Source organism: Pyrinomonas methylaliphatogenes, from assembly GCF_000820845.2.
Lineage (GTDB): Bacteria > Acidobacteriota > Blastocatellia > Pyrinomonadales > Pyrinomonadaceae > Pyrinomonas > Pyrinomonas methylaliphatogenes.
Map to the genome: position 1 here is coordinate 125,737 of NZ_CBXV010000005.1, position 24,191 is coordinate 149,927.

The following is a 24,191-nucleotide window of genomic DNA, read 5'->3' on the forward strand; positions in this document are numbered from 1 at the left end:
CAGTTCCTCTCGCTTCGCCATCGCGATCACCCCGTTCGCGGGGCTTCATTCTTCTTCCATTCTCAGTTTTTCCAGCACCGAAAAATCTTCCAACGTCGTCGTATCGCCGCGGACCACGCCGCTGGCTGCCAGTTCACGCAACAGGCGGCGCATGATCTTGCCGGAGCGCGTCTTGGGCAGGGCATCGGTGAAGCGGATCTCGTCGGGTCGCGCCAAAGCGCCGATCTCTTTGACCACGTGGCGCTTCAACTCTTCGCGCAGTTCTTCGCTCGGCGTGCGCCCGGCTTCCAGCGTGACGAAGGCGACGATCGCCGATCCCTTGATCTCATCGGGTCGCCCGACCACGGCCGCTTCGGCCACCGCTTCGTGCGAGACGAGCGCGCTCTCCACTTCCGCCGTCCCCAATCGATGGCCGCTCACGTTGATCACGTCATCGACGCGCCCCATGACCCAGTAGTATCCATCCTCATCGCGCCGCGCGCCGTCGCCCGTAAAGTAGACGCCTTCGATCTCGGACCAGTACTGTTTGCGATAGCGCTCATCGTCGCCCCAGATCGTGCGCATCATCGAGGGCCACGGTCGCGTGATCACCAGATACCCGCCTTCGTTCGGACCGACGCTGCGCCCGTCTTTGGTCCGAATATCGGCTTCGACTCCGGGCAGCGGGCGCGTCGCCGAGCCCGGTTTGGTCGGCGTCGCTCCGGGCAGCGGGCTGATCATGATCGCGCCCGTTTCAGTCTGCCACCACGTATCGACGATCGGGCAACGCCCTTTGCCGATCACCTCGCGGTACCACATCCACGCCTCTGGGTTGATCGGTTCGCCGACCGATCCGAGCAACCGCAAGCTCGACAGATCGTGTTTCAACGGCCACTGCTCGCCCCACCGGATGAAGGAACGGATGGCGGTCGGCGCCGTGTAGAAGATCGTCACGCGGTGGCGTTCGATCAGTTCCCAAAAGCGATCTGGTTCCGGATAGTTCGGCGCGCCCTCGTACATCAGCACGGTCGCGCCGTTGGCTAGCGGCCCATAGACGACGTAGGAATGGCCCGTCACCCAGCCGATATCAGCCGTGCACCAGTAGATGTCTTCATCTCGCAGATCGAAGACCCATTCGGTCGTCAGCGCCGTCTGCAGCAGGTAGCCGCCCGTGGTATGGAGGATGCCTTTCGGTTTGCCCGTGGTTCCCGAAGTGTAGAGGATGTAGAGCGGATGTTCGCTGTCGAGTTCTTCGGGCGGACAGTGGTCGTCCACGGTTTCGACCAGTTCGTGCCACCAGAAGTCGCGTCCCGGCTCCATGCGCACGGGCGAGCCTGTGCGCCGCACGACGATGCAACGTTCGACGCTCGGCGTCTGTTGCAAGGCTTCATCGACCGCTGCCTTCAAGCGCACTTCGCTCCCGCGCCGCCAGCCGCCATCGGCTGTGACCACCAATTTGCACCGCGCATCGTTGATGCGGTCGCGCAACGCTTCGGCGGAGAAGCCGCCGAAGACGACCGAGTGCGTCGCGCCGATGCGCGCGCAGGCGAGCATGGCGATGGGCAGTTCCGGCACCATCGGCATGTAGATGGCGACGCGATCGCCGCGGCTGATCCCCATCCGCTTGAGTACGTTGGCGAAGCGGCAGACTTCACGGTAGAGCTGCTGATAGGTGAGCGTGCGGACCTCGCCCGGCTCGCCTTCCCAGATGATCGCCGCCTTGTTGCGCCGCCACGAGTTCAAGTGCCGATCGACGCAATTGTAACTAGCATTGAGCGTGCCGCCGACGAACCAGCGCGCATGCGGCAGATTCCATTCGAGGACCGTGTGCCAGCGCGTGAACCAATGGAGTTTTTCGGCCATGCGCGCCCAGAAAGTCTCCGGCGAGTTGAGCGATTCGGCGTAGAGCCGCTCATATTCCTCCATCGAACGAATGTGCGCGCTGCGGGCGAAATCTTCGGGCGGCGGGAAGATACGTTCTTCATGCAGGACCGATTTGATTTCGGAAGTCGAGCGATCGGGCGAGATCGTTGACATGCTCCTTCGTGCCTCCTCATCGAGAGATATGAACTGTTTTGATCCTGTTCAGGGATGCCAGAACGAATTTTAACCGAGATAGGGGGCGCGTGGGTAGGCGGATGGAAGATAGATCGCCAAAATCCGGCGAACGATTCCGGCGCGGCCCGCTCGGGCGCTCTTCGGGGAGAGACTGTGAGGGCGAAATTATTTTTACTCGCGTTTCGCCTTCGGAAGCATCTCATCCGCTCGCCATCGCGAGCAGCAGCGCGTCAGAGGCGATTCGTCGGTTGATGTTGACGGAAAGATGGCGCCGGATCTCATCGATCTTTTCGATCCACCGGACAAGGCGCGAAGCAGTGGCGCGCGCGGCTATTCGCTCCAAGCGAGCGCGGAGGTCGGTATTTATGATCTGCTCATCGGCGCCGGCGCCAAAAAGCCACGCATCTCGCGCTAGAAGCGTCAACCAATCGAGCGTCGGTTCGAGGTCTTCTTTGTGCGCCGCTTCGCTCATCTCTTCGGCGAGGCGCAGAAGCCGCGCGCGATCTTCGGCCAGAGCCGCTTCGAGTATCGCGAGCGCCCGTTCGCGTCGCGCTCGTTCCTCTTCCCAATCCATACGCAGGGCGCGCCCCGCGCTGCCGCGCGCAAGGCGCGCGATCGTCCGCGCTTCTTCCGCGCTTACGCGCTTCTCACGTTGGATGAGGGGCGCGAGTTCTTCGCTCGACAGCGGCGCAAAACGCAACTTTTGGCAACGCGAGAGCACCGTCGGCAAAAGCGCGGCGATCCTTTCCGTGACGAGAATGATATATGAAGTGTGCGGCATCTCTTCCAACGTCTTCAACAGCGCGTTCGAAGCGGCTTCGTTCAACTTGTCCGCTTCGTCGATGATGAACGTGCGCGCCGCGCCTTCGTAAGGGTTGAGATTGGCCTCGCGTGCGAGTTCTCGCGCTTGTTCGACGAGGATGAAGCGTCCCGGCGGGCGGATCAATCCGACATCCGGGTGCATGCTCCAGATGATCCTATTCTCGTTCTGGTTCTCGGTGGGCCAGTTCATGATGCGCGTGCATGAGGGGCAGCGATCGCACGCTTCGCCCGTTGGAGTCCGCTCTTGACAGTTGAGCGCGGCGGCTAACTCGATGGCGAACTCCTTTTTGCCGACCCCGCTTTCGCCAGCGAAGATAAGCGCATGCGGGACGCGCCCATGTGCGAGCATGTGCCTGAGCAGCTCTTTGATCGGGCCGTTGCCTTGCAGCCGGTCGAACATCTTTAGACTGAACGCGCGGCCTTCTCGCCCGCTGCATTCTCTTCGAGGAAGGGGAGGACGATCTCGATGACGCGCGCGTGCGTCTCCTCTATCGAACCGCTCGCGTCGATCAGACGGACGCGAGTTGGTTCCTGCGCGGCGAGCTGTCTGTAGGCATCTCGCACGCGCGTATGAAATTCCACTTCTTCGCGCTCGAACCTGTCTTCCTCTTTCTCAATCCCGTTTCGTTTGCGCATCCGCGCGTGGGCTACGGCGACCGATACGTCGAAGACTAACGTCAAATCCGGCATGAGTCCATCCGTCCCGATGCGCACGATATCGGCGATCAGATCGGACGGAAAGCCGCGGCCCGCGCCTTGATAGGCGACCGTGGCGTCGGCGTAACGGTCAGACAGGACAATGTGCCCGGTCTCCAGGGCCGGACGGACGAGCGTGCGGACGTGTTGCGCGCGATCGGCGGCGTAAAGGAGCAATTCGGCCAGCGGATCGACCTGTTCCTCGCCGCGAAGCAGCAGATCGCGTAAGCGCGCGCCGAGCGGCGTGCCGCCGGGCTCGCGTGTCGTGACGAGGTTGTAGCCGCGCAGGCGCAGTTCACTGGCTAGCAAGCGAAGGTGTGTCGATTTCCCGCTCCCATCGATCCCTTCGAAAGTGATGAAAACTCCTCGGTGCATCTCTGCGCCTTCTTCACTCTCCAGCCGATTCCGGTGGCGAGGTTGGCGGCGAAGTCGGCGGGGCACTCGTCTGTTGCGCGGACTGTTGTGGCCGCGTTTCGCTCTGGCCGCGACGCACATGGACGATGTTCGAGATGGCGTGTTTGAAGACGAGGTGTTCTTGCGAGCCCGATTCGACGAGCACGGAGAATTTATCGAAGCTTTTGATGCGCCCAGTCAGTTTCGCGCCGTTCATCAAGTGGACTGTGACAGTGTCTTTCTCACGGCGCGCCGTATTGAGGAACGCATCTTGAACGTTTTGCACTGCGGGTTTGTTGTCCACTCTTGTCTCCACTCAGCGAAGAACTCAAAGTTTTACATTACACCAAGGCTTCTGGCCTGACAAGCGGTCGGTCCATCTCGTCCGGCTCTTACGTCCTTGCCCAAGGGGTTCGACCGCTCGCAGTATAGCACAAGAGGATACCGTTTCGGCGAGTCTCCGGGAGCACTCTATCGGGCTCTCTCGCACAATTCCGCAATGCGCGCGGCAAGGCGCGCTTGGACTTGTGGATCATCGCCAAACCCGCCGATCCACTCGACGCCCGGCTCGCGCCGAAACCACGTCCACTGCCTTTTAGCGTAATGGCGCACGTCGAGTTTGGTCTGCGCGATGGCGCTCTCCAACGTGCGCTCGCCGCGCAAGTACTCGACGACGCGACGGTAACCGTGCGCGCCGAGCGCGCTCGAATCAGGCGGCACGCCCCGCGCGAGCAGTCTTCGGACCTCTTCGACCAGCCCGGCGCGAAAGTGCTCCTCCGTGCGCCGCTCGATGCGCGCGTAGAGTTCGGCGCGCGGCGGATCGAGCGCGAAGACATGGATCCGTTCGGCAAATGGCGGCGGCGGAAGCCGCTCGCGTTGCTGCTCGGAGAAGCGGCGCCCGGTTTGAAAGATGACTTCGAGCGCGCGCGTGATGCGCGGCCAATCTCTCGGGCTGAGTCGCGCCGCCGCTTCCGGATCGAGACGCCGCAGCATGCGGTGCAGGTGTTCGGTTCCGCGTCGTTCTTTGATCCGCCGCAGCCGACTCCTCAACCGCTCATCTGTTGGCGGGCTTTCGAAGAACGGCTCGCGCAGCGCGCGCAGGTAGAAGCCTGTACCGCCGACGAGAAAGACCGTGCGCCCGCGCGCTTCGATCTCCACGATCTTCTCCGCCGCCAGTCGCGCCCAATCCGCCGCCGTGAAACGCACATCGGGCGGGACGAAGTCGATCAGGTGATGCGGCACGCCGCGCCGTTCGGCGAGCGGGACTTTGGCTGTCGCGATCTCGATCTCCCGATAGACCTGCACTGAGTCGCAGTTGATGATCTCCCCGTTGAAACGGAGCGCCATCTCGATGCCGAGCGCGCTTTTGCCCGAAGCGGTCGGTCCGACGATGGCGATGATCGGTCGGCGCCTTGCCGTCATTTCGTCGGAGAAGGCTAGCATTTCGCCGCATTCGAAGTGGCCGAAAACAACCAGTGAACAGTCTCTTTGGCGCGTGCCATGACGCGAGCTTGCGTCGTTCGGCATAGCTGAACGGGGCCGCGCTTCGAAAATCGAGGTCGGAAGACGATGGGCGCAGGCGAACCCACTGCGAAAGGCGCGCGCTTCGTCTCCGCGAGCGCGGCGTGCCACTCGGACGCTGTCTGCGGCCCCATCAGCGACTCGAAACGTAGCGCAGCGCGAGAACGATCCCGATCAGCGCGAGCAAGATGAGCGCACCGATGATCTGACGGCGCGAGAAGATCACCAGGGAATTGTAAGGCATAGCCGTCGATTTGCGCCACACTGCAACTGCTCCCGAACTGACGATCTGTGCGCTTGCCGGAAGATGGTTGTTGTAACTCATCTCTTTTTGAATTCCGGTTTCTGGATCGCGCGCGAGTGCATCGCGTAGTGGTGATTGCTATGACTCATCTCTTTTTGGAACCTCGGGCGCTCTCTCTTGACGAACTCCTTGAGGTTCAGAACCCGAGTCTCGCGTGGGGCGAGAACTATTCGGGTTCGAAAGCGTTCAAAGAGATCGATTAAGAGAGGCTCTGCCACAAATAGCGTGCGAGATCGGCGATGATGCCCGGCGGCGATGACCCACAGCACTTCCGCTTTGAAGCGCACGAGCGCGATCATGGTCGCGGCGCTCAGGGCGAGGGCGAACCAGTCCGGCGAGGAGGCAAATCCGTTGGGCCAGACGACGGCAGCGCCGAAGACGAGGGCGAGGTTGAGGATGACGCCGACCACAGCGGCCGTCATGCCCGATAGCGCGTTCGTCAATCGCTGATTCCGGCGCAACTTTTCGCCGTATGGCGCCCGAAAAGATGAAGACGAGCGAAGTGGAGGGTTGGAGCGCGATCGCTGCGCATGTGGAGTTTGCCGTTTCACTCATATCTTGCGATTTGGTCCACGCTATGTCTTCGCGCCGAGCGCGGCGACGGCCAGCGAATGGAAACGGCGGCGCACGCCGTTGATGTTTGCGAACGGCAACTTAGGCACGTGCGTGCGGTTGGTGAAGAGCAAAAAGATGCGCTCGCGGTGCGGATCGAGCCAACAACTCGTGCCCGTAAAGCCAGTATGGCCGAAACTTTCAGGCGGTAGAGACGGGCCCGCGGTCGAATCCTGAGTGGCGGCGAGTTGCCAAGCGAGCGCGCGCGCTTCGTTCAAACCTGCGGTCATGTTTTCGGAAAAGAGGGCGCATGTCGTCGGGCGTAGGAGTTCAGTCGTGCGCGGAAGGAACTGCTGCGCGAGGCAGAACGCATCATGCGCGCAGGAAAACAGCCCCGCATGCCCGCTCGCCCCGCCGAGAAAACGGGCGTTTTCGTCATGCACTTCGCCCCAAATCACGCCTTCGCGCCAGTCGTACCGAACCTCCGCTGCGCTCAGTTTGCGGCACATCTCACGTTCATAGATCGTCCCGCCGAGTTCACATGCGGCGATCTCGGCGCGCCAACTTTCATCCGGGTTGAAGAATGTGCGTTTCAGGGCGAGCGGCGCGAAGATCTCATCATGGGCTGCTTCGCTGAAAGGGCGGCCTGTCAGCCGTTCGATCAAAAAGCCGAGCGCGATGAACCCTAGATCGCTGTAAATGACGCGCGTCCCCGGAGGCGATTCGAGTTCCAATTGAGCGATCGCGTCGAGCGCCGAAGAACGATCGCCGCCTGTCAACAGATAGAGCGGACGCCATGCCGGAAGGCCGGAAGTGTGTGTGGCGAGATGGCGCACGGTGATCGCTTGTTTGTCGCTTCTTCGGAACGGCTCAAGGTAGTTCGCTACTTCGTCGTCGAGTCGCAGCGTTCCGCTTTCGAGCAAACGCGCGACGAGCAGACCCGTGACGAGCGGCTTCGTGAGCGAAGCCAGGTCGTAGATCGTTTCGAGCGTCGCCGTTCGTCGTTCGGGTTCGATGACGCTATGACCGAGCGCATCGGCGAAGATGACTTCTCCGCGTTCGGCGATCAGATAGACGGCTGAAGGGAAATCGCCGGCCTCGATGCGTTCGGCCAAGAAGCTCGAGATCTTCGTTGCAGGTTGCGGTTTCATCTTTCGAGCGGCACGCCGGCGCGCTGTGCGTGTTCGTGGATGCGCGCTAGCGTGCGCAGCGCGAGCGCAAGCGCGCGCCTCCCATCCGCGCCGGAGACGGGCGAGGGGAGGCCGCGTTCGGCGGCGGCGAGGAAGGCTTCGATCTCGGCGCGCAGCGGCTCGACGTCCTCAACTTCGAGATGCTTGGTGCTGACGCCGGGCCACATCCCCGCGGCGCTCGCCGGTGCGAGGTTGCTGATCGAGGCGCGGCGCGCGGCGTAGTCGACGGCGATGTAATCGTGCGGTTGGAAGAAGCGCATCTTGCGGATCTTCTCCGTCCCGACGCGCGATGCGGTGATGTTAGCGACGGCTCCCGAAGCGAATTCGAGTCGCGCGTTGGCGGCGTCAATGCGGTCGGTCAAGATCGGGATGCCGACGGCGTGAATGGCCGTCACTTCGATCTCCTCGCCGACGAGCCATTGTACGATGTCCAGATCATGGATCATCAGATCGAGCACGACGTCGATGTCAAGCGAGCGGGCGGTGAACTGACCGACGCGGTGGATCTCGAAGTAGAGCGGACCGCGCACGTATGGGCGAAGCGCGACGAGCGCCGGATTGAAGCGCTCGAGATGGCCGACTTGAAGCAGGCTCCGCCCGCGCTCGGCGGCGGCGATCATGCGATCAGCCTCTTCGAGCGTGCGCGCGATCGGCTTCTCGACGAGGACGTGAATCCCGGCTTCGAGCAAAGGCGCGGCGATCTCGCAGTGTGCTTCCGTCGGGACAGCCAAACTCACCGCGTCGACGCGCCCGATGAGTTGGCGCCAATCGGTGGTCCAGTCTACCGCGCGTTCGCGCGCGACCGAGCGCGCCGAATCCTCGTCGAGATCGCACACGGCGACGAAACGCGCGCGCTCTTCGGCGGCGAGCGCCGCGTGAATGCGCGCGTGTTGTCGCCCGAGGTGGCCGACGCCGATGACAGCGGTCTTCAGCATAGTTCGACAAAGCTCATCGAGCTAGAGCAAAATCGGTATCGGCGAAGACCTGAGGGGAGGATGGCGAGCTTTTGACTCGAGAGTGGCGCGCTCTCTTCCGCCCTCACGTCTTGCGAAACTCATTCCCTTCGAGGTGACTATACTTGCAACATCCGAGGGTTGACAAGCGCGCTTGGGTGGCGTTGGTGATCATCTGTTTCATCTACTTCTTCGGTTTGGGATGGATGCCGCTCGCCGGTCCCGATGAGCCGCGTTATGCGGAGGTGGCGCGTGAGATGTTCGCGCGCGGCGATCCGATCACGCCGACGCTCGGCGGACACACGTGGTTCGAGAAACCGGCGTTGCTCTATTGGATGATGATGGTGAGCTATCGCTTGTTTGGAGTTTCGGAATTCGCCGCGCGTTTCGGTCCGGCCTGCGCCGGACTGCTTGCCTCTTTAGCGATCGCGGCTTTGGGATGGTGCCTTGAAAAGGTAACGGCGCTGAGCGGACTGGGATGGCTCTCTTTGATCGTCACGGCGACGAGTTTGGGGATGCTCGTCTTCTCTCGCGGGGCCAGTTTCGACATGCCTTTGACGGCGAGCGTGACGTTGGCTCTTTGTGGCTTCTTCCTTTTCGATCTCGAGGAGCGTGAGCGAAAACGGCTCCTCTATCTCGGCGTATTCTACGTCGCCATAGGAGTGGGGCTGCTGGCGAAAGGACTGGTCGGATTGATCATCCCTTGCGGGGTTGTGCTGATCTACTTGTGGTTGCAAGGTCGGTTGCGCGATGTGGTCGAACTGCGTTTGTGGTGGGGAGTGCCGCTCGCTTGCCTCGTCGCCGCTTCTTGGTACGGTCCGGTGATCGCGCGGCACGGTTGGATTTTCATCGATCAGTTCTTCATTCAGCACCACTTCGCCCGATACCTCTCGAACAAGTACCATCATCCCCAACCCTTCTACTTTTACCTGCCGGTCATCGCGCTGTTGAGTTTGCCATGGACGCCGTTTCTCATCGCGGAGATCGCGGCCTTTCGCCGGATGAACTGGCGCGCCGCTGACGTCATAAGCCGGGCGAGGATCTTCGCGTTTGTCTGGTTGATGGTGCCCGTCATCTTCTTCTCTTTCTCCGGATCGAAGCTTCCCGGATACGTTCTGCCGTCGCTTCCCGGAGCCGCCTTGTTGATCGGTCTCGGTCTGCGATGTGGTATGGATCGAGAGCTTTTCGGCAGATGGAACGTGAAGATCGTCGGAGCGTCTTTCATCTTGCTCGGTCTAGGCGGAGCCGCTTACGCGATTCACCGTGAACATCTGGCCGCGCTCGACGTTGGACCGGTGGCAGTGACGTCGGTTTTGGCCGGAATCTATCTCTGCCGTCGCTCGCGTGTGGCTTGGCGAGAAGTGGCGGCGATCGGCAGCGCGGTGGCGCTCTCCATCGTCTTGATCGTCGCTTGCGCGCTTGAAACTGCCGCCAGCCATCATTCGGTGCGTGACCTCCTCGCGCGAGCGGCGGCGGTGGGGTATGATCGGATGCCGATTCTACACCTTCATACGATCGAGAGGACGGCGGAATTTTACGGGGCCGGTCGTCTGGTGTACGATGCGCGCGGCGAGCCTTTGAAACTCGAAAGCGTCTCTCAAGTCGCCGATTGGGCGCGCCGGTTCGGTGGACCGGTGCTCGTCATCGTTCCGGTCGAACACGCGCATCAACTGTTTGAAGCGCGCACGCTCGGCGTCGAGCGGATCGGCGATAACGGCGCGGTTGCGCTCTTCGTCGTCCGCGCGCTTTCGTAGGCGAATCCGGATCAGGCAAATCGATCGTCAGATGGGCTTGCGGCGCTTCGCTTTCAATCCTCACCCGCTGGCCTTGCTCGCGGCGTGTTTCGCGATCGGGATCGGAGCTTCCGATTGGCTCTCGATGCGCGTCGCGTTGAGCCTCGGCCCGTTGGCGGTGATCTGCGCCCTCGTCGCGCTCAAACGCGAACGCGAGGGGATCGCGACCCTTTGTGTCGCTGTCGCTTATCTGACCGCTGGCATCGTGGCATGGCAGATCGAAGAGGGCCGATCCAACAGCTCGAGCCTTCGATCGCTTTACGAGACGAGGCGAATAGAATCGGGCGAACCCGTGGAATTGACCGGAACGCTGGCGCGCGCGCCCGAACGAACGCTTGATGGCGTCTATCTCTTCATCGAAACGAGCCGATTGCGTTATAGGGGTGATGATTTCGCCGCGCGCGGTCAGGCGCAGCTCTTCCTCCCCTTGCGCGATCGAGAGGCGGAGCGTAAGTACCGCGAACTGAAACTCGAGTATGGGACTCGGGTGCGCGTCTTCGTCCGCTTGGAACGTGAGGAAAGCTTCCGTAATCCCGGCGTCGAATCGCCGCTCGCCGTGATGCAGCAGCGCGGCATAGATGCTTGGGGCACGATAAAGAGCGTTCTGCTCATCGAGCGAGTGTCTGACGGCGAGCGCTCTCTCTTTTGGTGGCTGGCGCAAGCTCGCGCGGAAGCCGCGGAGAAGATCGATGGCCTTTTCGCAGCAGAAACAGCGGGACTTCTGAAGGCCATCCTTCTCGGCAATCGTTATACCATCTCGCGCGCCATCGGCGAGTCCTTTCGCGAAGGCGGCACTTTCCACATCCTCGTCATCAGCGGCACGCATATCGCCTTCCTCGGAAGCCTCATCCTGCTGATCCTTCGCTCGCTGGTGCGTAATCGTGTGGCCCAGTATGTGGTGACGGCCCTGTGCTTGTGGGGATATGCCCTCGCTGTCGGCGCCGAGGCGCCCGTAACGCGCGCCGCTTTGATGTGGACCTGCGTCTCTTTCGCCCCAATCGTTGGGCGAAGCGCCCCGTCGCTCAACGCCTTGGGCGGCAGCGCGCTCGCGCTTCTGATCTGGCGACCGCAAGAGCTCTTCGATCGGTCCTTTCATCTCACGTTCCTTTCGGTTTTGGCGATCGTCGCTTTGGCGTGGCCGATCGGCAAAAGGATGCGCGAGGTGGGCCAGTGGCGTCCAACTCGTTTGACGCCATACCCTCCGCGCTGTGCCCGATGGTTTCGCGTGCTGGCTGAAACCCTCTTCTGGAGCGAACGCGAATGGCGGCGCGAGTTGACACGTTCTCTTTACAGCTATCGCCTCTTCAAAACGCGAGCGGCTAGGGCGATCGAACGCTGGCATTTGCAACGCGCGCTGCGCTATGTCGCGATGGCGCTCATCATCTCTTGCGCTACGCAATTGGCCCTGCTTCCGCTTTTCGTGCTCTATTTCCATCGCGTCTCGCTCGCGGGGGTTCTATTGAACATCGTCATCGCGCCGCTGATCGGAGCGCTCGCCATCCTCGCCAGCTTCGCCCTGCTACTCGACGCGGCGAACGCTCATCTGGCTGAAAGAGTCGCCAGCGCGTGTGAAGCGCTCGTCGCTTTAACTGCGCACGCGGTCGATCCATTCGCGAAGTTGGGCCTCGGCGCATTGCGCTTGCCGGAGTATGCGGGATCGGGCGCGATGATCTATCTCATCTACTACGCGATCTTCATCGCTCTGCTCAGGTCTGTGGCTCGGTGGGATCCGCTCCGCTTCGATAGTCGAAGCGCGGAAGGACGGTGGGTGGGACTTTCGTCGGCGGCGTTGAGCCTGTGCGTCGCCATCGTCATCGCGCATCCGTGGAGCGAAAGGGGCGAAGGTGGTTGGCTGAGGGTCGATTTTTTGGATGTCGGACAGGGCGACGCGGCGCTCATCACGCTTCCGAGCGGGAAGACCGTTCTCGTGGATGGCGGCGGGAGGCCGCGCTACGATCTGGAGGAGGAGCGATCATTCGAACGCGATAGGCGCTCGATCGGTGAGGCGGTCGTCGCCGAATATCTCTGGTGGCGCGGACTGGACCATGTCGATTATCTGGTCGCAACACACGCCGATGCCGATCACATCGGCGGTTTGATCGATATAGCGCGACTCTTTCGCGTGCGCGCGGCATTTGTTGCTTCAACCGAAGGAGAAGAGAACGGTGAGTTCGCGCGGTTCGCCGCCGCTCTCTGCGCGCGCGGCATACCGCTTTACAGGCTCAGTCGAGGCGATCTGTTGCGCGATGGCGCGGTCGCGATCGAAACGCTGTGGCCGCCGTCGGAAGGGATGGGATTGCGGGATAACGAGCGCTCGATCGTCTTGCGCGTGCGTTACGGCGAGAGGAGTCTGCTATTTACTGGCGATATCGAAAGCGGCGTGGAAGAGAGATTGGTCAAATCCGCCGATCTGCGTTGCGACGTGGTCAAAGTGGCGCATCATGGCAGCCGTACTTCTTCGTCGCCGGATTTCGTCTCCGCCACTCGTCCATCGCTTGCCGTCATCTCGGTCGGGCGCCGTTCGCCCTTTGGCCATCCTCATGCCGAGGTGGTGGCGCGTTGGCGTACCAGCGGAGCGCGCGTCCTCATCACGGGAGAGATGGGAATGGTGACGGTGCTGACCGATGGACGCGCGCTCGACGTGAGGACCGCGGTGCGGTAAGGGAGAGGGAACTGGTTGCGGATGAGGGAAATAGATATTTGGCCGCGGTTGCTTGTTGAAAGGCGGGCTGGCGAACGGTTAATATGTCCTATTGAGTCCTTGTGCGTCCTTGTCGCCAGAGCGTTGATGAGAATCAACGCTTTAGATTTAAATGGCGCAAGGCTTGCTAAAACGTGACGAGGGGGAGCTGATGGAAGTGAAAGTCACCGGATACGAAAACGAACATTTCGACGCAGACGCGAAGGAGGCGCAGGAGAAGAGGCGTAGCGCGCGCCGGCGATTGGAGGAGGCCGCGAATACGCCGAGCATGGCTTTGCAGCGTCAGTACGAGAAAGGGCTCGATTTGACCGGCACGGTCAGCGAAAGCGAGCGGCCAGGGCGTGGTCTCAAGGTCTGCCTGATTGGGACCTATCCGCCGCGCGAATGCGGTATCGGGACTTTCACTCGCGATCTGCGACACGCGATCTGCCAAGTGGCGGATGATGTGCAAGCCTTCGTCATCGCGATGACCAATCCGCCCAATAACTACAAGTATCCGCCCGAGGTCGTCTTCGAAATACGGCAGAATCAGTTGAACGATTATCGTTTGGCCGCTGAGTACATAAATTTTTCGGGAGCGGATATAGTTTGCGTCCAACATGAATTCGGCATCTTCGGTGGACCGGAAGGCCGGTACATTCTGGAGCTTTTGAAGAACCTCAACAAACCGGTGGTGACGACGTTGCACACCGTGCTGAGCGAGCCGCTCGCTGGATTCCGCGTCTCGCTGATACGTGTGGCCAACGCTTCGGATCGGCTCGTGGTGCTCAACAGTCGCGCGATTCCGATCTTGAAAGACGTTTACGGCATCACCGAGGAGAAGGTTTCATTGATACATCACGGCGTGCCCGATGTGCCGTTCGTCGATCCGAACTACTACAAGGACAAGTTCGGCGTCGAAGGGCGGCTCGTGTTGCTCACCTTCGGGTTGCTCAGTCGCAACAAAGGGATCGAGATGATGCTCGATGCGTTGCCCGAGATCGTCAGCGTGCATCCCGAGGTCGTCTACATCGTGCTCGGCGCGACGCATCCGGAGGTCAAACGGCGCGATGGCGAAGAGTATCGCTTGATGTTGAAACGCCGTGTGCGCGAGTTGGGGTTAGAGGATTACGTCATCTTCTACGATCGTTATGTCGATGACGACGAGTTGCGGGAGTTCTTAGGCGCGTGCGACATATATATCACTCCATATCAATCGCGCGAACAGATCGTCAGCGGCACGCTCGCCTATGCCGTCGGGATGGGTAAAGCGGTTGTCTCGACGCCCTATCTTTACGCGGAAGAGCTGTTGGCTAACGGGCGCGGCAAGCTCGTCCCGTTCGGCGATTCTAAAGCGCTCGCGCGCACGATCAATCGGTTGATCGAGAATGAGGCGATGCGCCATCAGATGCGCAAACGCGCTTACAAGTTCGGGCGGCAGATGACGTGGCCTGAGGTTGGGCGCGCTTATGTCGAGCTCTTCCGGCAAACGGTCGGCGAGTTTCAGGGGCGCACGAGCGCCACGCTCCCGCTCGTGCGCGCGAGCCTCGACGTGCCGGAGATCAAACTCGATCATCTCGTGCGTCTGACAGATGACACGGGATTGATTCAGCATGCGACGTACGGGATCCCGGATCGCCGTTTCGGTTACTCGACCGACGATGCCGGACGCGCCTTGGTCGTGACCCTGATGCATCACCGGAATTTCGAAGATCCGACGGCGTTGCGTCTGGCGACGACCTACTTGAGTTTCTTGCAACTGGCCCAGCGTCCGGATGGGCGCTTCCACAACTTCATGAACTATGCGCGACAGTTTACCGATGAGGTCGGCAGCGAAGATACCTTGGGGCGCGCGCTGTGGGGCGTCGGGATGGCCGTCGCTTTGGGGCCGACGGAGGGGATGCGCGCTTTGGCGCGCGAGATGTTCGAGCGCTCATTGAGCGCGCTCGATCTCGTTCACGCGCGCGCGATCAGTTACGCCATCTGTGGCCTCCATGCCTTCTTACAAAGGTACGATGGAGCGGCGCTCGTTCGTCGCAAGCTCGATGAACTGGCGAATAGGCTCGCCAGCCTTTACGAAGAGGCTCGGGCGGATGATTGGCGTTGGTTCGGCGAAGAATTGACCTATGCGAACGCCAAATTGCCGCAGGCGATGTTGCTCGCCTACCAGGCGACGGGCGAAGAGCGATTCTTGCAGATCGGCCTCGAATCGCTCGATTTCCTGCTGGAGCAGACTTACTCCGGCGGACAGTTCGACTTCATCGGGAATCAAGGTTGGTACAGACGGGGCGGCGAACGCGCGACTTTCGGCCAGCAACCAATAGAGGCTGGGTACACGGCGGAGGCTTGCGCAACCGCCTATGAGATCACAGAAAAGAGCTACTATCTCGAGATGGCGCGCGCTGCCGTCGAGTGGTTGCTCGGTCGGAATCGCCTCGGAGTGAGGTTGTACGATCTGGTGACGGGCGCTTGTTCGGACGGCCTCGATCCGCAGGGGGCGAGTTTGAATCAAGGGGCGGAATCGGTCATCTGTTGCCTGTTGGGGTTGCTCGCTGCGGCCCGTTTGCGCGAGAAGAAGCTCGAGATCGCCGCGACGGCTGCGGTCTCATCGGCGACGCCGACTGCCCTCGGCGCCGCGATACAGAGCGCGAAGGCCGAAAGCTCCGATTGAATCGAGGAGCGCGGCATCATTCATCAAGGGGGATGGAAATTTGGAAACTCTTCAGCTTTGAACTTTTGAGTCTCAATCCCAGCTTTGCGATCCAGGATGAAAGGTGGAGATGAAGAATAGCAAATTTCGTGAACTCTTTCGGCGGTACGAAGGAAATCCCATCTTGACCGCTTGTGATTGGCCGTATCCGGCAAATAGCGTCTTCAACGCCGGCGCGACCCGCCTGCCAAACGGCGAAACCCTGCTGCTCGTGCGCGTCGAAGACCGACGTGGCATCTCGCATCTGACGGCCGCTCGCTCGCACGATGGGATCACCAACTGGCGGATCGATCCGGAGCCGACGCTTCTGCCAGATCCGCAAAACTACCCAGAAGAGGTCTGGGGGATCGAGGACCCGCGCATCACGTGGGTCGAAGAGCTTGGCCGGTACATCATCGCTTATACGTCATATTCAACCTCGGGGCCGCTCGTCTCGCTCGCCTTGACGCGCGATTTTCGCGAGTTCGAACGCCTCGGAGCCGTCATGCCGCCCGAGGACAAGGACGCCGCCCTCTTCCCCCGCCGCTTCAACGGGCGGTGGGCGCTCATCCATCGCCCCGTCTCCAACTTCCCGAACAGCAAGGCCAACATGTGGGTCTCGTTCTCGCCCGATCTCAAACACTGGGGCGATCATACGGTCATGCTGGAGGCGCGCCGCGGCGCTTGGTGGGATGCCAACAAGATCGGTTTGAGTCCGCCGCCGATCGAAACCCCCGAAGGGTGGCTCGTCATCTACCACGGCGTGCGCACAACTCCGGCTGGCTGCCTCTACCGCTTGGGGCTGGCGCTCTTTGATCTGGATGACCCGCGACAGGTCATCCGCCGCGGCGATGAATGGATCTTCGGCCCGGATGAGCCTTACGAACGCATGGGTGATGTCGGCGATGTCGTCTTCCCATGCGGTTTCACGCACAACCCGGAGACTGGCGAGTTGCGCCTCTACTACGGAGCAGCCGATACCTCGATCGCCTTGGCGATCGGCAACGTGCAAGAGCTTTTGGATTGGTTGAAAGAGAACAGTTAAGAAGCGCGCTCCGAGGGGAAGGCGAATCTTCGGCAGCGCTCTCCTCCGCGAAGCTTCGCTAGAGGGGGCGGGCGTCACTCGTTCAGCTTGAGACAGCCTTCTCGGGAGCGTTCATGCGATCGTTGAATTCTATTGGGTAGCGGCTCTATGCGCATCGCGATGCTGGCCCCGATCTCGTGGCGCGTCCCGCCGCGCCATTATGGTCCGTGGGAGCGAGTCGTCTCGCTGATCACGGAAGGGTTGGTCGCGCGCGGCGTGGATGTGACGCTTTTTGCGACGGCGGATTCGATCACGCGCGCGCGACTCGTCGGAGTCTGTCCGCGGCCATACTCGGAGGATCCGTCAATCGACCCGAAAGTCTGGGAGTGCCTTCATATCTCCGCGGTCTTCGAGCGGGCCGATGAATTCGACCTCATCCACAACCATTTCGATTTCCTTCCGCTCTCCTATAGCGGATTGGTCAAGACGCCGGTGCTCACGACGATCCACGGGTTCTCTTCCGAGCGCATCGTTCCCGTCTACGAGAAATATGACGGGCGCGCCTACTATGTTTCGATCAGCAATGCGGATCGCCATCCGCGGCTGCACTATGTCGCGACCGTCTATCACGGCATCCCGCTCGAGGAGTTCACGCTGCGGCGCGAGCCGGGCGATTATCTGCTCTTTTTCGGGCGCATCCATCACGACAAGGGCGCACGCGAGGCGATCGAGGTCGCGCGGCGCACGGGCGAGCGGTTGATCATCGCCGGCATCATTCAGGACCAAGAGTATTTCGCGCGCGAGGTCGAACCTTATTTGAACGAGCGGATACGCTACATCGGATCGGTCGGCCCCGATCGTCGAGACGAGATCCTCGGCGGTGCGAAAGCGCTGTTACATCTGATAAACTTCAACGAGCCGTTCGGGCTGAGCATGGTCGAGGCGATGGCATGTGGCACGCCCGTGATCGCCACGCCGCGCGGCTCCGTGCCTGAGATCGTCGTCGATGGCGAGACAGGCTTCCTCGTGCGCTCAATCGATGAGGCCGTTTCCGCCATCGCGCGCATCAAGGAGTTGGATCGCGCGCGCGCACGCCTCCATGTGGAGCGCAACTTCAGCCAAGATCGGATGGTCGAAGAATACCTACGGGTTTACAAGGAGGTTTTGAGGATGGAAGAGACGAAGAGAGAGGGATCGGCGCGCAGTTCAACCGCTGCCACCTCGCCGCTTTATGACGAGCGGCCGTGGGGCAGTTTCACCGTGCTCGACGAAGGGCGCGGCTATAAAGTCAAACGGATCGAGGTCCTGCCTCACAAGAGGCTGAGTTATCAGCGCCACGCACACCGCTCCGAACATTGGATGATGGTGCAGGGGACGGGCAAGGTGACGCTCGATGGTCGAGAGATCATCGTCCCGACGGGGGAGACGATAGATATACCCCAAGGCGCCGCGCATCGCATCGAGAATCCAGGCGACGAGAAGCTAATCTTCATCGAGATCCAACGCGGCGATTATCTGGGCGAAGATGACATCGTGCGTTTGGAAGACGATTTCGGGCGCGTTTCTTGAAGCGGCGAAGCCGATGCGTGGCGATCGTCTCCATCTTCTAACCACGCGCTAGATCGCTCGGCCAAATGAAACCGGGCGGCGTGGCATAAACTTCAACGCTTCGACTATGTTCCGACTGGGCATCAACTACTGGCCCGCACGCAGCGCGATGCGTTGGTGGCGCCGTTTCGATGCCGGTGAAGTCGAACGCGATTTCGCGCGCATCCGTTCCGCTGGATTCGACACGGTGCGGATCTTCCTCCTCTGGGAAGATTTTCAGCCCGCGCCCGAATATATCGCCGAAGAGATGTTGCGGCGATTGGTGCGGGTCGCCGATATCGCCGCGCGTTGCGATCTGGCGCTTATGCCGACGCTGTTCACCGGTCACATGAGCGGCGTCAATTGGTTGCCCTTGTGGGCCGTGGATTTCGACGCGCCCGCGGCGCCGCAGCGATTCCGCATCGTCGCACAGGATCAAGTGATCGAAGCCGTTCCGCGGAACTGGTACGTCGATGAAGAGATCGTCGAAGCTCAAGCGCTGCTCGCTCGTTACGTTGCGGAGGCGCTCGGCGAGCATCCAGCCGTTTGGGCTTGGGATCTGGGCAATGAAAATTCGAATTGCGTCGTGCCGCCATCGCGCGCTTTGGCGGTCGCTTGGTTGGAGCGCATGGCGGGTGAGATCAGATCCGCCGATCGGGTTCATCCGATAACGATCGGTTTGCACATGGAGGATCTGGAAGAGGATCGCAAGCTCGGCCCGGTGGAGGCGGCGCGAGTCTGCGACTTCCTCTGCATGCATGGCTATCCGCTATATGCCGATTGGGCCGCTGGACCGACGGACGAAGCGCTCTTGCCGTTCCTCGGTCTGCTCACCTATTGGCTTGGCGGGCGCGAAGTGCTCTTCGAGGAGTTCGGCGCACCGACGATGCCGACCGACGCGAAGCTCGCGCAGACGATCGCCGATCTGTCCACTTTCAAACTGCTTGCCGAAGATGAGGCAGCTTCTTATACGAAGCGCGCGCTTAACGCTCTTCACCGATTCGGTTTCATGGGAGCTTTCCTCTGGTGCGCGAACGATTACGATGAAGCGATTTGGGATGAGCCGCCCTTGGATCTAGCCGTACACGAGCGTTTCTTCGGATTGTGGCGCGCCGATGGGTCGGCTAAACCGGCGGTCGCTGAAATCTCTCCTTTCGTTGGGCGCGAGCGCCGCCAGTTGAACGCGGACTTCGAGTGGATCGGCATCGAGCGTGAACGTTTTTACGCCAACCCGCGCCGCCATCTCGTCGCGCTCTACGCGCGATTCAAGGAGCATTTCGCCGAAGAGTTCCCTAGTTCGAGGGCGGTTGGAGAATGACGAATTGGATCTCTTACATCGATATTGCGGCCCGCTTGCGGTCCTGTTGAAAGCTGCTCGCCGGTTTGCTTCATCCGTCACCCTTCGGCTATCCTTGGCTTCGCCTTAAAATTCGGACCTGAGGAGGGGGAAACGAAATTGAACAAGGGATTGGCTGCTAGTGCGTTAGCGCTTTCGGTGATCATCGCCGGGTGCGCGCAAAGCGAGCGCGTCGGCGAGAACGTCAATGCGAATGTCGCCTTAGCGGTGGCGAACGCCAACTCGGCAGAGCAAGCGCAACCTGGACCAGACAATACGGAGATCACCGTGCGTGAGGAGAACGGCGTGCGAACCGAGACGCGCATCTTCCGCGATCCGAACAGCCGAATTGAAAAGGTTGTCGTCACGACCGACAGTAGCGGGCGAAAGACGGCGCGCGTCTATTCGCGCACGGGCGAAGTGAAGGAGTTGCCGGAGAACAAGGTCGCCGATGCCCTCAGCGCGACGGGAGACGCCTTGGCCGATGCTGCTGGGTTTGTCGTCGATAAATCCAAAGAAGCTGCGGGGGCGGTGAAAGAAGGGGCGAGTACGGCTGCTGAGAAGACCGCCGAAGGGGCGAAAACTATTGGTGAGAAGACCGTCGAAGGGGCGAAGACCGTCGGGGAGAAAACGGCTACGGGAGCCAAGAAGGTAGGCGAAAAAGCGGTCGAGGGGACGAAGAAGGCCGGCAAGGCGGTCAAAGAGGCGGTGACGCCATAGGGCGCTTCTCGAAGATTCGGAGGCGGTCGGCTCGCGGAGAAGTTGGGCGCTAGGCTGCGATTGATTGTATACTGGCTCCGCTTGAAGTGCCGGAATTCCGCTAAGGAGGTTTAAAGTGGCGGAGCGTTGGACGGTCGTCTGCCCCTGCTGCGAGGCGACGTTGATCATCGATGCTCAAACGGGAGCGATCATCTCGCATGAGGAGAAAAGCAGACCTCTCGCCTCTTTTGAAGAGATGGCGCGCGAACTCGAAAAGCAGAAGCAGAGGCGCGAGCAGATCTTCCAACAAGAATTGGGTTCATTGCGCGAGCGAGAGCGGGTGTTGGAAGAGAAGTTCCGCGAGGCGATGAAGCGCGCCGAAAAGCGGGGAGAAGAGCCGCCTCTTAACCCACTGGATCTCGATTGATGTCAGTGGCGCCCTCGCTATTTTGCGCGTTCGACTATCGAAAAGCGGCGCCGCCTCGCCACGTGGAACCGAACTTCGTCTCATCATTTGAGGGCGATTCCCCCTTCGCGCCTCAGCTCAATTCTCCGGCCTCCATCGAAGGATGGGACGCCGTGCCGCGCTCGCTTCATCCAGACGGCTGATGCGCGTCGTGTGGGGTGCGCTACGCACGAGTTCCGGATCCTCTTCGGCTTCCCGCGCGATGGAGCGCATCGCTTCGATGAACTGGTCCAGTTCTTCGCGCCCGACCGATTCGGTGGGCTCGATGAGCATCGCCCCTTGGACGATCAACGGAAAGTAGATCGTCGGCGGATGGAACCCGTAATCGATCAGCCGTTTGGCGATGTCGAGCGTGTGCACGCCTTTACGGGCTTGGCGTTTGTCCGTGAAGACCACCTCATGCATCGGCGGCGCGTCATAAGGTCTTTCGTAATCGCTCGCTAGATGGTGGGCCAGGTAACGCGCGTTCAGCACGGCGGTCTCGGTCGCTTCGCGCAGCCCATCCGGTCCGTGCGTCAAAATGTAGGCGAGCGCGCGCAGCGCCATGCCGAAGTTCCCATAGAAAGCTTTGACGCGCCCGATCGAGTGCGGGCGGTCGTAGTCGAGGCGGAAGCGATCGCCATCGCGCACCACGCGCGGGACGGGCAGGAAAGGCTCCAGTTCCTTCGTGCAACAGCATGGGCCGGAGCCGGGACCACCGCCGCCGTGTGGCGTCGAGAAGGTCTTATGTAGATTCAGATGGATGACATCTACGCCCATGTCTCCGGGGCGCGCCCATCCGACGAGCGCGTTCATGTTCGCGCCATCCATATAGACGAGCCCGCCAGCGTCGTGAACGATGCGGCAGATCTCTCGAATCTCCTTTTCAAAGAGGCCGAGCGTGTTCGGATTGGTGAGCATCAGACCGGCGACGTCGCCTGTCGCGCAGAGCTCTCGCAACTGGTCCAGATCGGTCAACCCTTCCGGCGTCGTTTTGACCGTTTTGACTTTGAAGCCCGATAGATGGGCGGAGGCTGGGTTGGTGCCGTGAGCCGAATCCGGGATGATCATCACGCTCCGCCCGTGCCTTTTGCCGTCGCGCGCATCCAAGAAGGCGCGGATCATCATGATGCCGGTCATCTCGCCATGCGCGCCAGCCGCCGGTTGCAGCGAGACTCCGGGAAGGCCGGTGATCTCTGCCAAATGCTCCTGCAGTTCGTAGATGACCTGCAACGCGCCTTGCGCGTCCTCTTCGGGCGTGAGCGGATGAAGATCGGCAAAGCCCGCAAGGCGCGCGATCCGCTCGTTCAATCGTGGATTGTACTTCATCGTGCATGAGCCGAGCGGATACATGCCGTGATCGACCGCGTAGTTCCACGTCGAAAGGCGTGTGAAATGGCGGACGACGTCGACTTCGCTCACTTCGGGCACGCCTTCGAGATCATCATCGCGCCGCAACTCTCGTGGGATAAGGGCATCGAGCGGAGCCTCTTCGACATCGAGCTCAGGCAAGCGGTACCCGATCCTGCCGCGACGTGATCGCTCGAAGATCAGGTCTTCATTCTGTGTGATGTGTGGCGTCGCTTTCGTCAGCTTCATCGGAAAAGCTTCCCCCTTGATTGACTATTCCCCGCTCAAAGACGTTGCGACGGAGCTGGCGGTCAATTCCTTCAGTCCCGCGACGAGCGCGTCGATCTCCGATCTTGTGTTCACTTCCGTGACGCAAACCAAAATGTCGTTCGGACGATCGGGGAAATAGCGCGATAGCGCCAGTCCGCCCGTGATCTTTCGTTCCGCAGCCAATTGCTCGAGAAGCTCGTCGGCCCGGACCGGAGCGCGCACGACGAACTCATTGAATCTCGGCGCCGAATGCGGGAGCGCGAAGCCCTCCAGTGACGCGAGCCGACGCGCTGCATAAGCCGCCTTCTGCGCGCATTGGTAGGCAACTTCTTGTAAGCCGCGCCTTCCCAGCGTCGTCATGTAGATGGTTGCCGCAAGGGCGACCAGACCTTCGTTCGTGCAGATGTTCGAGGTCGCTTTTTCGCGGCGTATGTGTTGTTCGCGCGCAGCGAGCGTGAGGACGAAACCGCGCCGTCCCTCTTTGTCCGAAGCTACGCCGACCAGACGACCGGGCATTTGGCGGACGAAACGTTCGCGCGTGGCGAACAGTCCAACGTATGGCCCGCCGAAAGAGAGCGGGATGCCGAACGATTGTCCTTCCGCTACGACTATGTCTGCGCCGCACTGGCCCGGCGGACGAAGCAGACCGAGCGAGAGCGCTTCGGTGATGACGACGATCAGAAGCGCGCCCACCTCATGCGCGCTTGCAGCCATCCTCTGCACATCTTCGAGGCAACCGAAGAAGTTCGGCGACTGGATGACGAGCGCCGCCGTCCGTTCATCTAGCGCTTTCTCGCGATCGATGACGGTTTGACCCGTTTGCTCGTCGTACCCGACGCGCGCCAGTTCGATCCCCGCGTGCTGAACATATGTGTGCACGACATCGAAATACTCCGGATGGATCGCCGTCGAGATGACGACGCGGCTGCGACCGGTTATCCGTTCGGCCATCAACACCGCTTCGGCGAGCGCCGTCGAACCGTCGTACATCGAAGCGTTGGCCACTTCCATCCCGGTCAGTTGACAGACCAGCGTTTGAAATTCGAAGATCGCCTGAAGCGTGCCTTGCGAGATTTCCGGTTGATATGGGGTGTAGGCGGTGAAGAATTCGGCGCGCGAGATGAGATGATCGATGATCGTCGGCGCATAATGCCTGTAAGCGCCGGCTCCCAGAAACGATGGACGCCCAGCTGCGCGATTGCGCGCGGCGAGCCCTTCGAACTTGGCCAAGACTTCGGGTTCGGACATCGCCGCGGGCGTGCGCAAAGGAGCGCGCAGGAGCAGCTCTTCGGGGATCGAAGCGAAGAGCTGTTCGGCGCTCTCGAGGCCGATGGCGCGCAGCATCTCAGCGCGTTCTTCCGGTGAATTGGGAATGTAACGCAACGCTATTCGATCTCCTGTCTGATGTAGTCTTCGTATTCGGCGGCGGTCAAAAGGCTGTCGATCTCGCTCGGATCGGAGAGGCGAATGCGGATCATCCACCCTTCGCCGTAGGGATCGGCGTTGACCTTCTCGGGTTCATCTTGGAGCGATTCGTTGACTTCGATCACTTCGCCCGATACCGGAGCGTAGACTTCGGAAACGGCCTTGACCGATTCGACCGATCCGAAGGCGTCGTGAGCGGCGAAGGTATCGCCGACGCGCGGTAATTCGACGTAAACTATATCGCCCAAAGATTGCTGCGCATGATCCGTGATGCCGATGATGCCGGTGTCGCCCTCGACCCTGATCCATTCGTGATCTTTGCTGTAGTGCAGATCCTCGGGAACGTATGCTGCCATGGGATCTATTCCCCTCCTCAAGAATGAAAACGAGACTTTACAAGAGCGCGTTTTAAACTCTCACCGTTC

Annotated in this window: 20 protein-coding genes; 8 read left to right on the forward strand and 12 right to left on the reverse strand. The window is 60.9% G+C overall.

Translation table 11 applies throughout. The annotated features are described in order from the left end of the window. Window positions 1-45 precede the first annotated feature (45 nt). The 9 genes from acs to PYK22_RS07715 all read right to left on the reverse strand — a co-directional run bounded on the left by acs (window position 46) and on the right by PYK22_RS07715 (window position 8,450). Complete coding sequence (acs, locus tag PYK22_RS07670) at window positions 46-2,016, reverse strand: acetate--CoA ligase (protein ID WP_041975883.1); 1,971 nt, start codon at window positions 2,014-2,016, stop codon at window positions 46-48. Between the two features lie 220 nt (window positions 2,017-2,236). Then, complete coding sequence (locus PYK22_RS07675) at window positions 2,237-3,259, reverse strand: DNA polymerase III subunit (protein ID WP_041975884.1); 1,023 nt, start codon at window positions 3,257-3,259, stop codon at window positions 2,237-2,239. A gap of 2 nt (window positions 3,260-3,261) precedes the next feature. Then, window positions 3,262-3,930: a dTMP kinase gene (gene tmk, locus PYK22_RS07680; protein WP_041975885.1), complete on the reverse strand. Its 669-nt coding sequence runs from the start codon at window positions 3,928-3,930 to the stop codon at window positions 3,262-3,264. Window positions 3,931-3,943: 13 nt separating this feature from the next. Beyond that, window positions 3,944-4,252, reverse strand: coding sequence for an RNA chaperone Hfq (hfq, locus tag PYK22_RS18165; RefSeq protein ID WP_041975886.1), 309 nt, complete (start codon window positions 4,250-4,252; stop codon window positions 3,944-3,946). Between the two features lie 167 nt (window positions 4,253-4,419). Beyond that, complete coding sequence (miaA, locus tag PYK22_RS07690) at window positions 4,420-5,370, reverse strand: tRNA (adenosine(37)-N6)-dimethylallyltransferase MiaA (RefSeq protein ID WP_041976065.1); 951 nt, start codon at window positions 5,368-5,370, stop codon at window positions 4,420-4,422. A 232-nt stretch (window positions 5,371-5,602) separates the two neighbouring features. Continuing rightward, complete coding sequence (locus PYK22_RS07700; RefSeq protein WP_041975888.1) at window positions 5,603-5,794, reverse strand: hypothetical protein; 192 nt, start codon at window positions 5,792-5,794, stop codon at window positions 5,603-5,605. Beyond that, window positions 5,791-6,324 (reverse strand): chromate transporter, encoded by a 534-nt coding sequence (locus PYK22_RS07705; RefSeq protein WP_157770747.1) that lies wholly within the window; start codon window positions 6,322-6,324, stop codon window positions 5,791-5,793. Before PYK22_RS07705 ends, PYK22_RS07700 begins: the two co-directional genes overlap by 4 nt. A gap of 24 nt (window positions 6,325-6,348) precedes the next feature. Next, window positions 6,349-7,476, reverse strand: a complete 1,128-nt coding sequence (locus PYK22_RS07710; protein ID WP_060635454.1) for a serine hydrolase domain-containing protein — start codon at window positions 7,474-7,476, stop codon at window positions 6,349-6,351. Next, a complete protein-coding gene (locus PYK22_RS07715; RefSeq protein WP_041975890.1) occupies window positions 7,473-8,450 on the reverse strand; it encodes a Gfo/Idh/MocA family protein in 978 nt (325 codons plus the stop codon). Before PYK22_RS07715 ends, PYK22_RS07710 begins: the two co-directional genes overlap by 4 nt. 143 nt (window positions 8,451-8,593) lie before the next feature. Between PYK22_RS07715 and PYK22_RS16545 the strand changes: the two genes are divergently transcribed. The 8 genes from PYK22_RS16545 to PYK22_RS07755 all read left to right on the forward strand — a co-directional run bounded on the left by PYK22_RS16545 (window position 8,594) and on the right by PYK22_RS07755 (window position 20,703). After that, window positions 8,594-10,222: an ArnT family glycosyltransferase gene (locus PYK22_RS16545; RefSeq protein WP_060635455.1), complete on the forward strand. Its 1,629-nt coding sequence runs from the start codon at window positions 8,594-8,596 to the stop codon at window positions 10,220-10,222. A gap of 31 nt (window positions 10,223-10,253) precedes the next feature. Then, on the forward strand, window positions 10,254-12,923 hold the full coding sequence (locus PYK22_RS07725) for a ComEC/Rec2 family competence protein (protein ID WP_041975891.1): 2,670 nt from the start codon (window positions 10,254-10,256) through the stop codon (window positions 12,921-12,923). A 190-nt stretch (window positions 12,924-13,113) separates the two neighbouring features. Beyond that, complete coding sequence (locus tag PYK22_RS07730; RefSeq protein ID WP_211197642.1) at window positions 13,114-15,612, forward strand: glycosyltransferase family 4 protein; 2,499 nt, start codon at window positions 13,114-13,116, stop codon at window positions 15,610-15,612. Between the two features lie 109 nt (window positions 15,613-15,721). Continuing rightward, window positions 15,722-16,675, forward strand: coding sequence for a glycoside hydrolase family 130 protein (locus tag PYK22_RS07735; protein ID WP_041975892.1), 954 nt, complete (start codon window positions 15,722-15,724; stop codon window positions 16,673-16,675). 147 nt (window positions 16,676-16,822) lie between these two features. Next, window positions 16,823-18,223, forward strand: a complete 1,401-nt coding sequence (locus PYK22_RS07740) for a glycosyltransferase (protein WP_041975893.1) — start codon at window positions 16,823-16,825, stop codon at window positions 18,221-18,223. Between the two features lie 106 nt (window positions 18,224-18,329). Then, window positions 18,330-19,559: a glycoside hydrolase 5 family protein gene (locus tag PYK22_RS07745; protein WP_041975894.1), complete on the forward strand. Its 1,230-nt coding sequence runs from the start codon at window positions 18,330-18,332 to the stop codon at window positions 19,557-19,559. A gap of 138 nt (window positions 19,560-19,697) precedes the next feature. Further along, window positions 19,698-20,297: a hypothetical protein gene (locus PYK22_RS07750; RefSeq protein ID WP_041975895.1), complete on the forward strand. Its 600-nt coding sequence runs from the start codon at window positions 19,698-19,700 to the stop codon at window positions 20,295-20,297. A gap of 115 nt (window positions 20,298-20,412) precedes the next feature. Next, complete coding sequence (locus PYK22_RS07755; RefSeq protein ID WP_041975896.1) at window positions 20,413-20,703, forward strand: hypothetical protein; 291 nt, start codon at window positions 20,413-20,415, stop codon at window positions 20,701-20,703. A gap of 117 nt (window positions 20,704-20,820) precedes the next feature. Here the strand turns inward: PYK22_RS07755 and gcvPB are convergent, their stop codons facing one another. Genes gcvPB through gcvH form a run of 3 tightly spaced genes read right to left on the reverse strand, consistent with a single transcriptional unit; the run spans window position 20,821 to window position 24,122 of the window. Further along, window positions 20,821-22,320: an aminomethyl-transferring glycine dehydrogenase subunit GcvPB gene (gcvPB, locus tag PYK22_RS07760; protein WP_041975897.1), complete on the reverse strand. Its 1,500-nt coding sequence runs from the start codon at window positions 22,318-22,320 to the stop codon at window positions 20,821-20,823. Window positions 22,321-22,344: 24 nt separating this feature from the next. Next, the gene (gene gcvPA, locus PYK22_RS07765) at window positions 22,345-23,724 is read right to left on the reverse strand and encodes an aminomethyl-transferring glycine dehydrogenase subunit GcvPA (protein WP_041975898.1); all 1,380 of its coding nucleotides are present in this window, start codon (window positions 23,722-23,724) and stop codon (window positions 22,345-22,347) included. Window positions 23,725-23,726: 2 nt separating this feature from the next. Beyond that, complete coding sequence (gcvH, locus tag PYK22_RS07770) at window positions 23,727-24,122, reverse strand: glycine cleavage system protein GcvH (protein ID WP_041975900.1); 396 nt, start codon at window positions 24,120-24,122, stop codon at window positions 23,727-23,729. Between the last annotated feature and the right edge of the window lie 69 nt (window positions 24,123-24,191).

Excerpts from the sequence above, each read along its gene's own strand:
- acs (WP_041975883.1), bottom strand. The coding sequence starts at position 2,016 with ATGTCAACGATCTCGCCCGATCGCTCGACTTCCGAAATCAAATCGGTC.
- PYK22_RS07675 (WP_041975884.1), bottom strand. The coding sequence starts at position 3,259 with ATGTTCGACCGGCTGCAAGGCAACGGCCCGATCAAAGAGCTGCTCAGG.
- tmk (WP_041975885.1), bottom strand. The coding sequence starts at position 3,930 with ATGCACCGAGGAGTTTTCATCACTTTCGAAGGGATCGATGGGAGCGGG.
- miaA (WP_041976065.1), bottom strand. The coding sequence starts at position 5,370 with ATGACGGCAAGGCGCCGACCGATCATCGCCATCGTCGGACCGACCGCT.
- PYK22_RS07700 (WP_041975888.1), bottom strand. The coding sequence starts at position 5,794 with ATGAGTTACAACAACCATCTTCCGGCAAGCGCACAGATCGTCAGTTCG.
- PYK22_RS07710 (WP_060635454.1), bottom strand. The coding sequence starts at position 7,476 with ATGAAACCGCAACCTGCAACGAAGATCTCGAGCTTCTTGGCCGAACGC.
- PYK22_RS07715 (WP_041975890.1), bottom strand. The coding sequence starts at position 8,450 with ATGCTGAAGACCGCTGTCATCGGCGTCGGCCACCTCGGGCGACAACAC.
- PYK22_RS07725 (WP_041975891.1), top strand. The coding sequence starts at position 10,254 with ATGGGCTTGCGGCGCTTCGCTTTCAATCCTCACCCGCTGGCCTTGCTC.
- PYK22_RS07730 (WP_211197642.1), top strand. The coding sequence starts at position 13,114 with ATGGAAGTGAAAGTCACCGGATACGAAAACGAACATTTCGACGCAGAC.
- PYK22_RS07735 (WP_041975892.1), top strand. The coding sequence starts at position 15,722 with ATGAAGAATAGCAAATTTCGTGAACTCTTTCGGCGGTACGAAGGAAAT.
- PYK22_RS07740 (WP_041975893.1), top strand. The coding sequence starts at position 16,823 with ATGCGCATCGCGATGCTGGCCCCGATCTCGTGGCGCGTCCCGCCGCGC.
- PYK22_RS07745 (WP_041975894.1), top strand. The coding sequence starts at position 18,330 with ATGTTCCGACTGGGCATCAACTACTGGCCCGCACGCAGCGCGATGCGT.
- gcvPB (WP_041975897.1), bottom strand. The coding sequence starts at position 22,320 with ATGAAGCTGACGAAAGCGACGCCACACATCACACAGAATGAAGACCTG.
- gcvH (WP_041975900.1), bottom strand. The coding sequence starts at position 24,122 with ATGGCAGCATACGTTCCCGAGGATCTGCACTACAGCAAAGATCACGAA.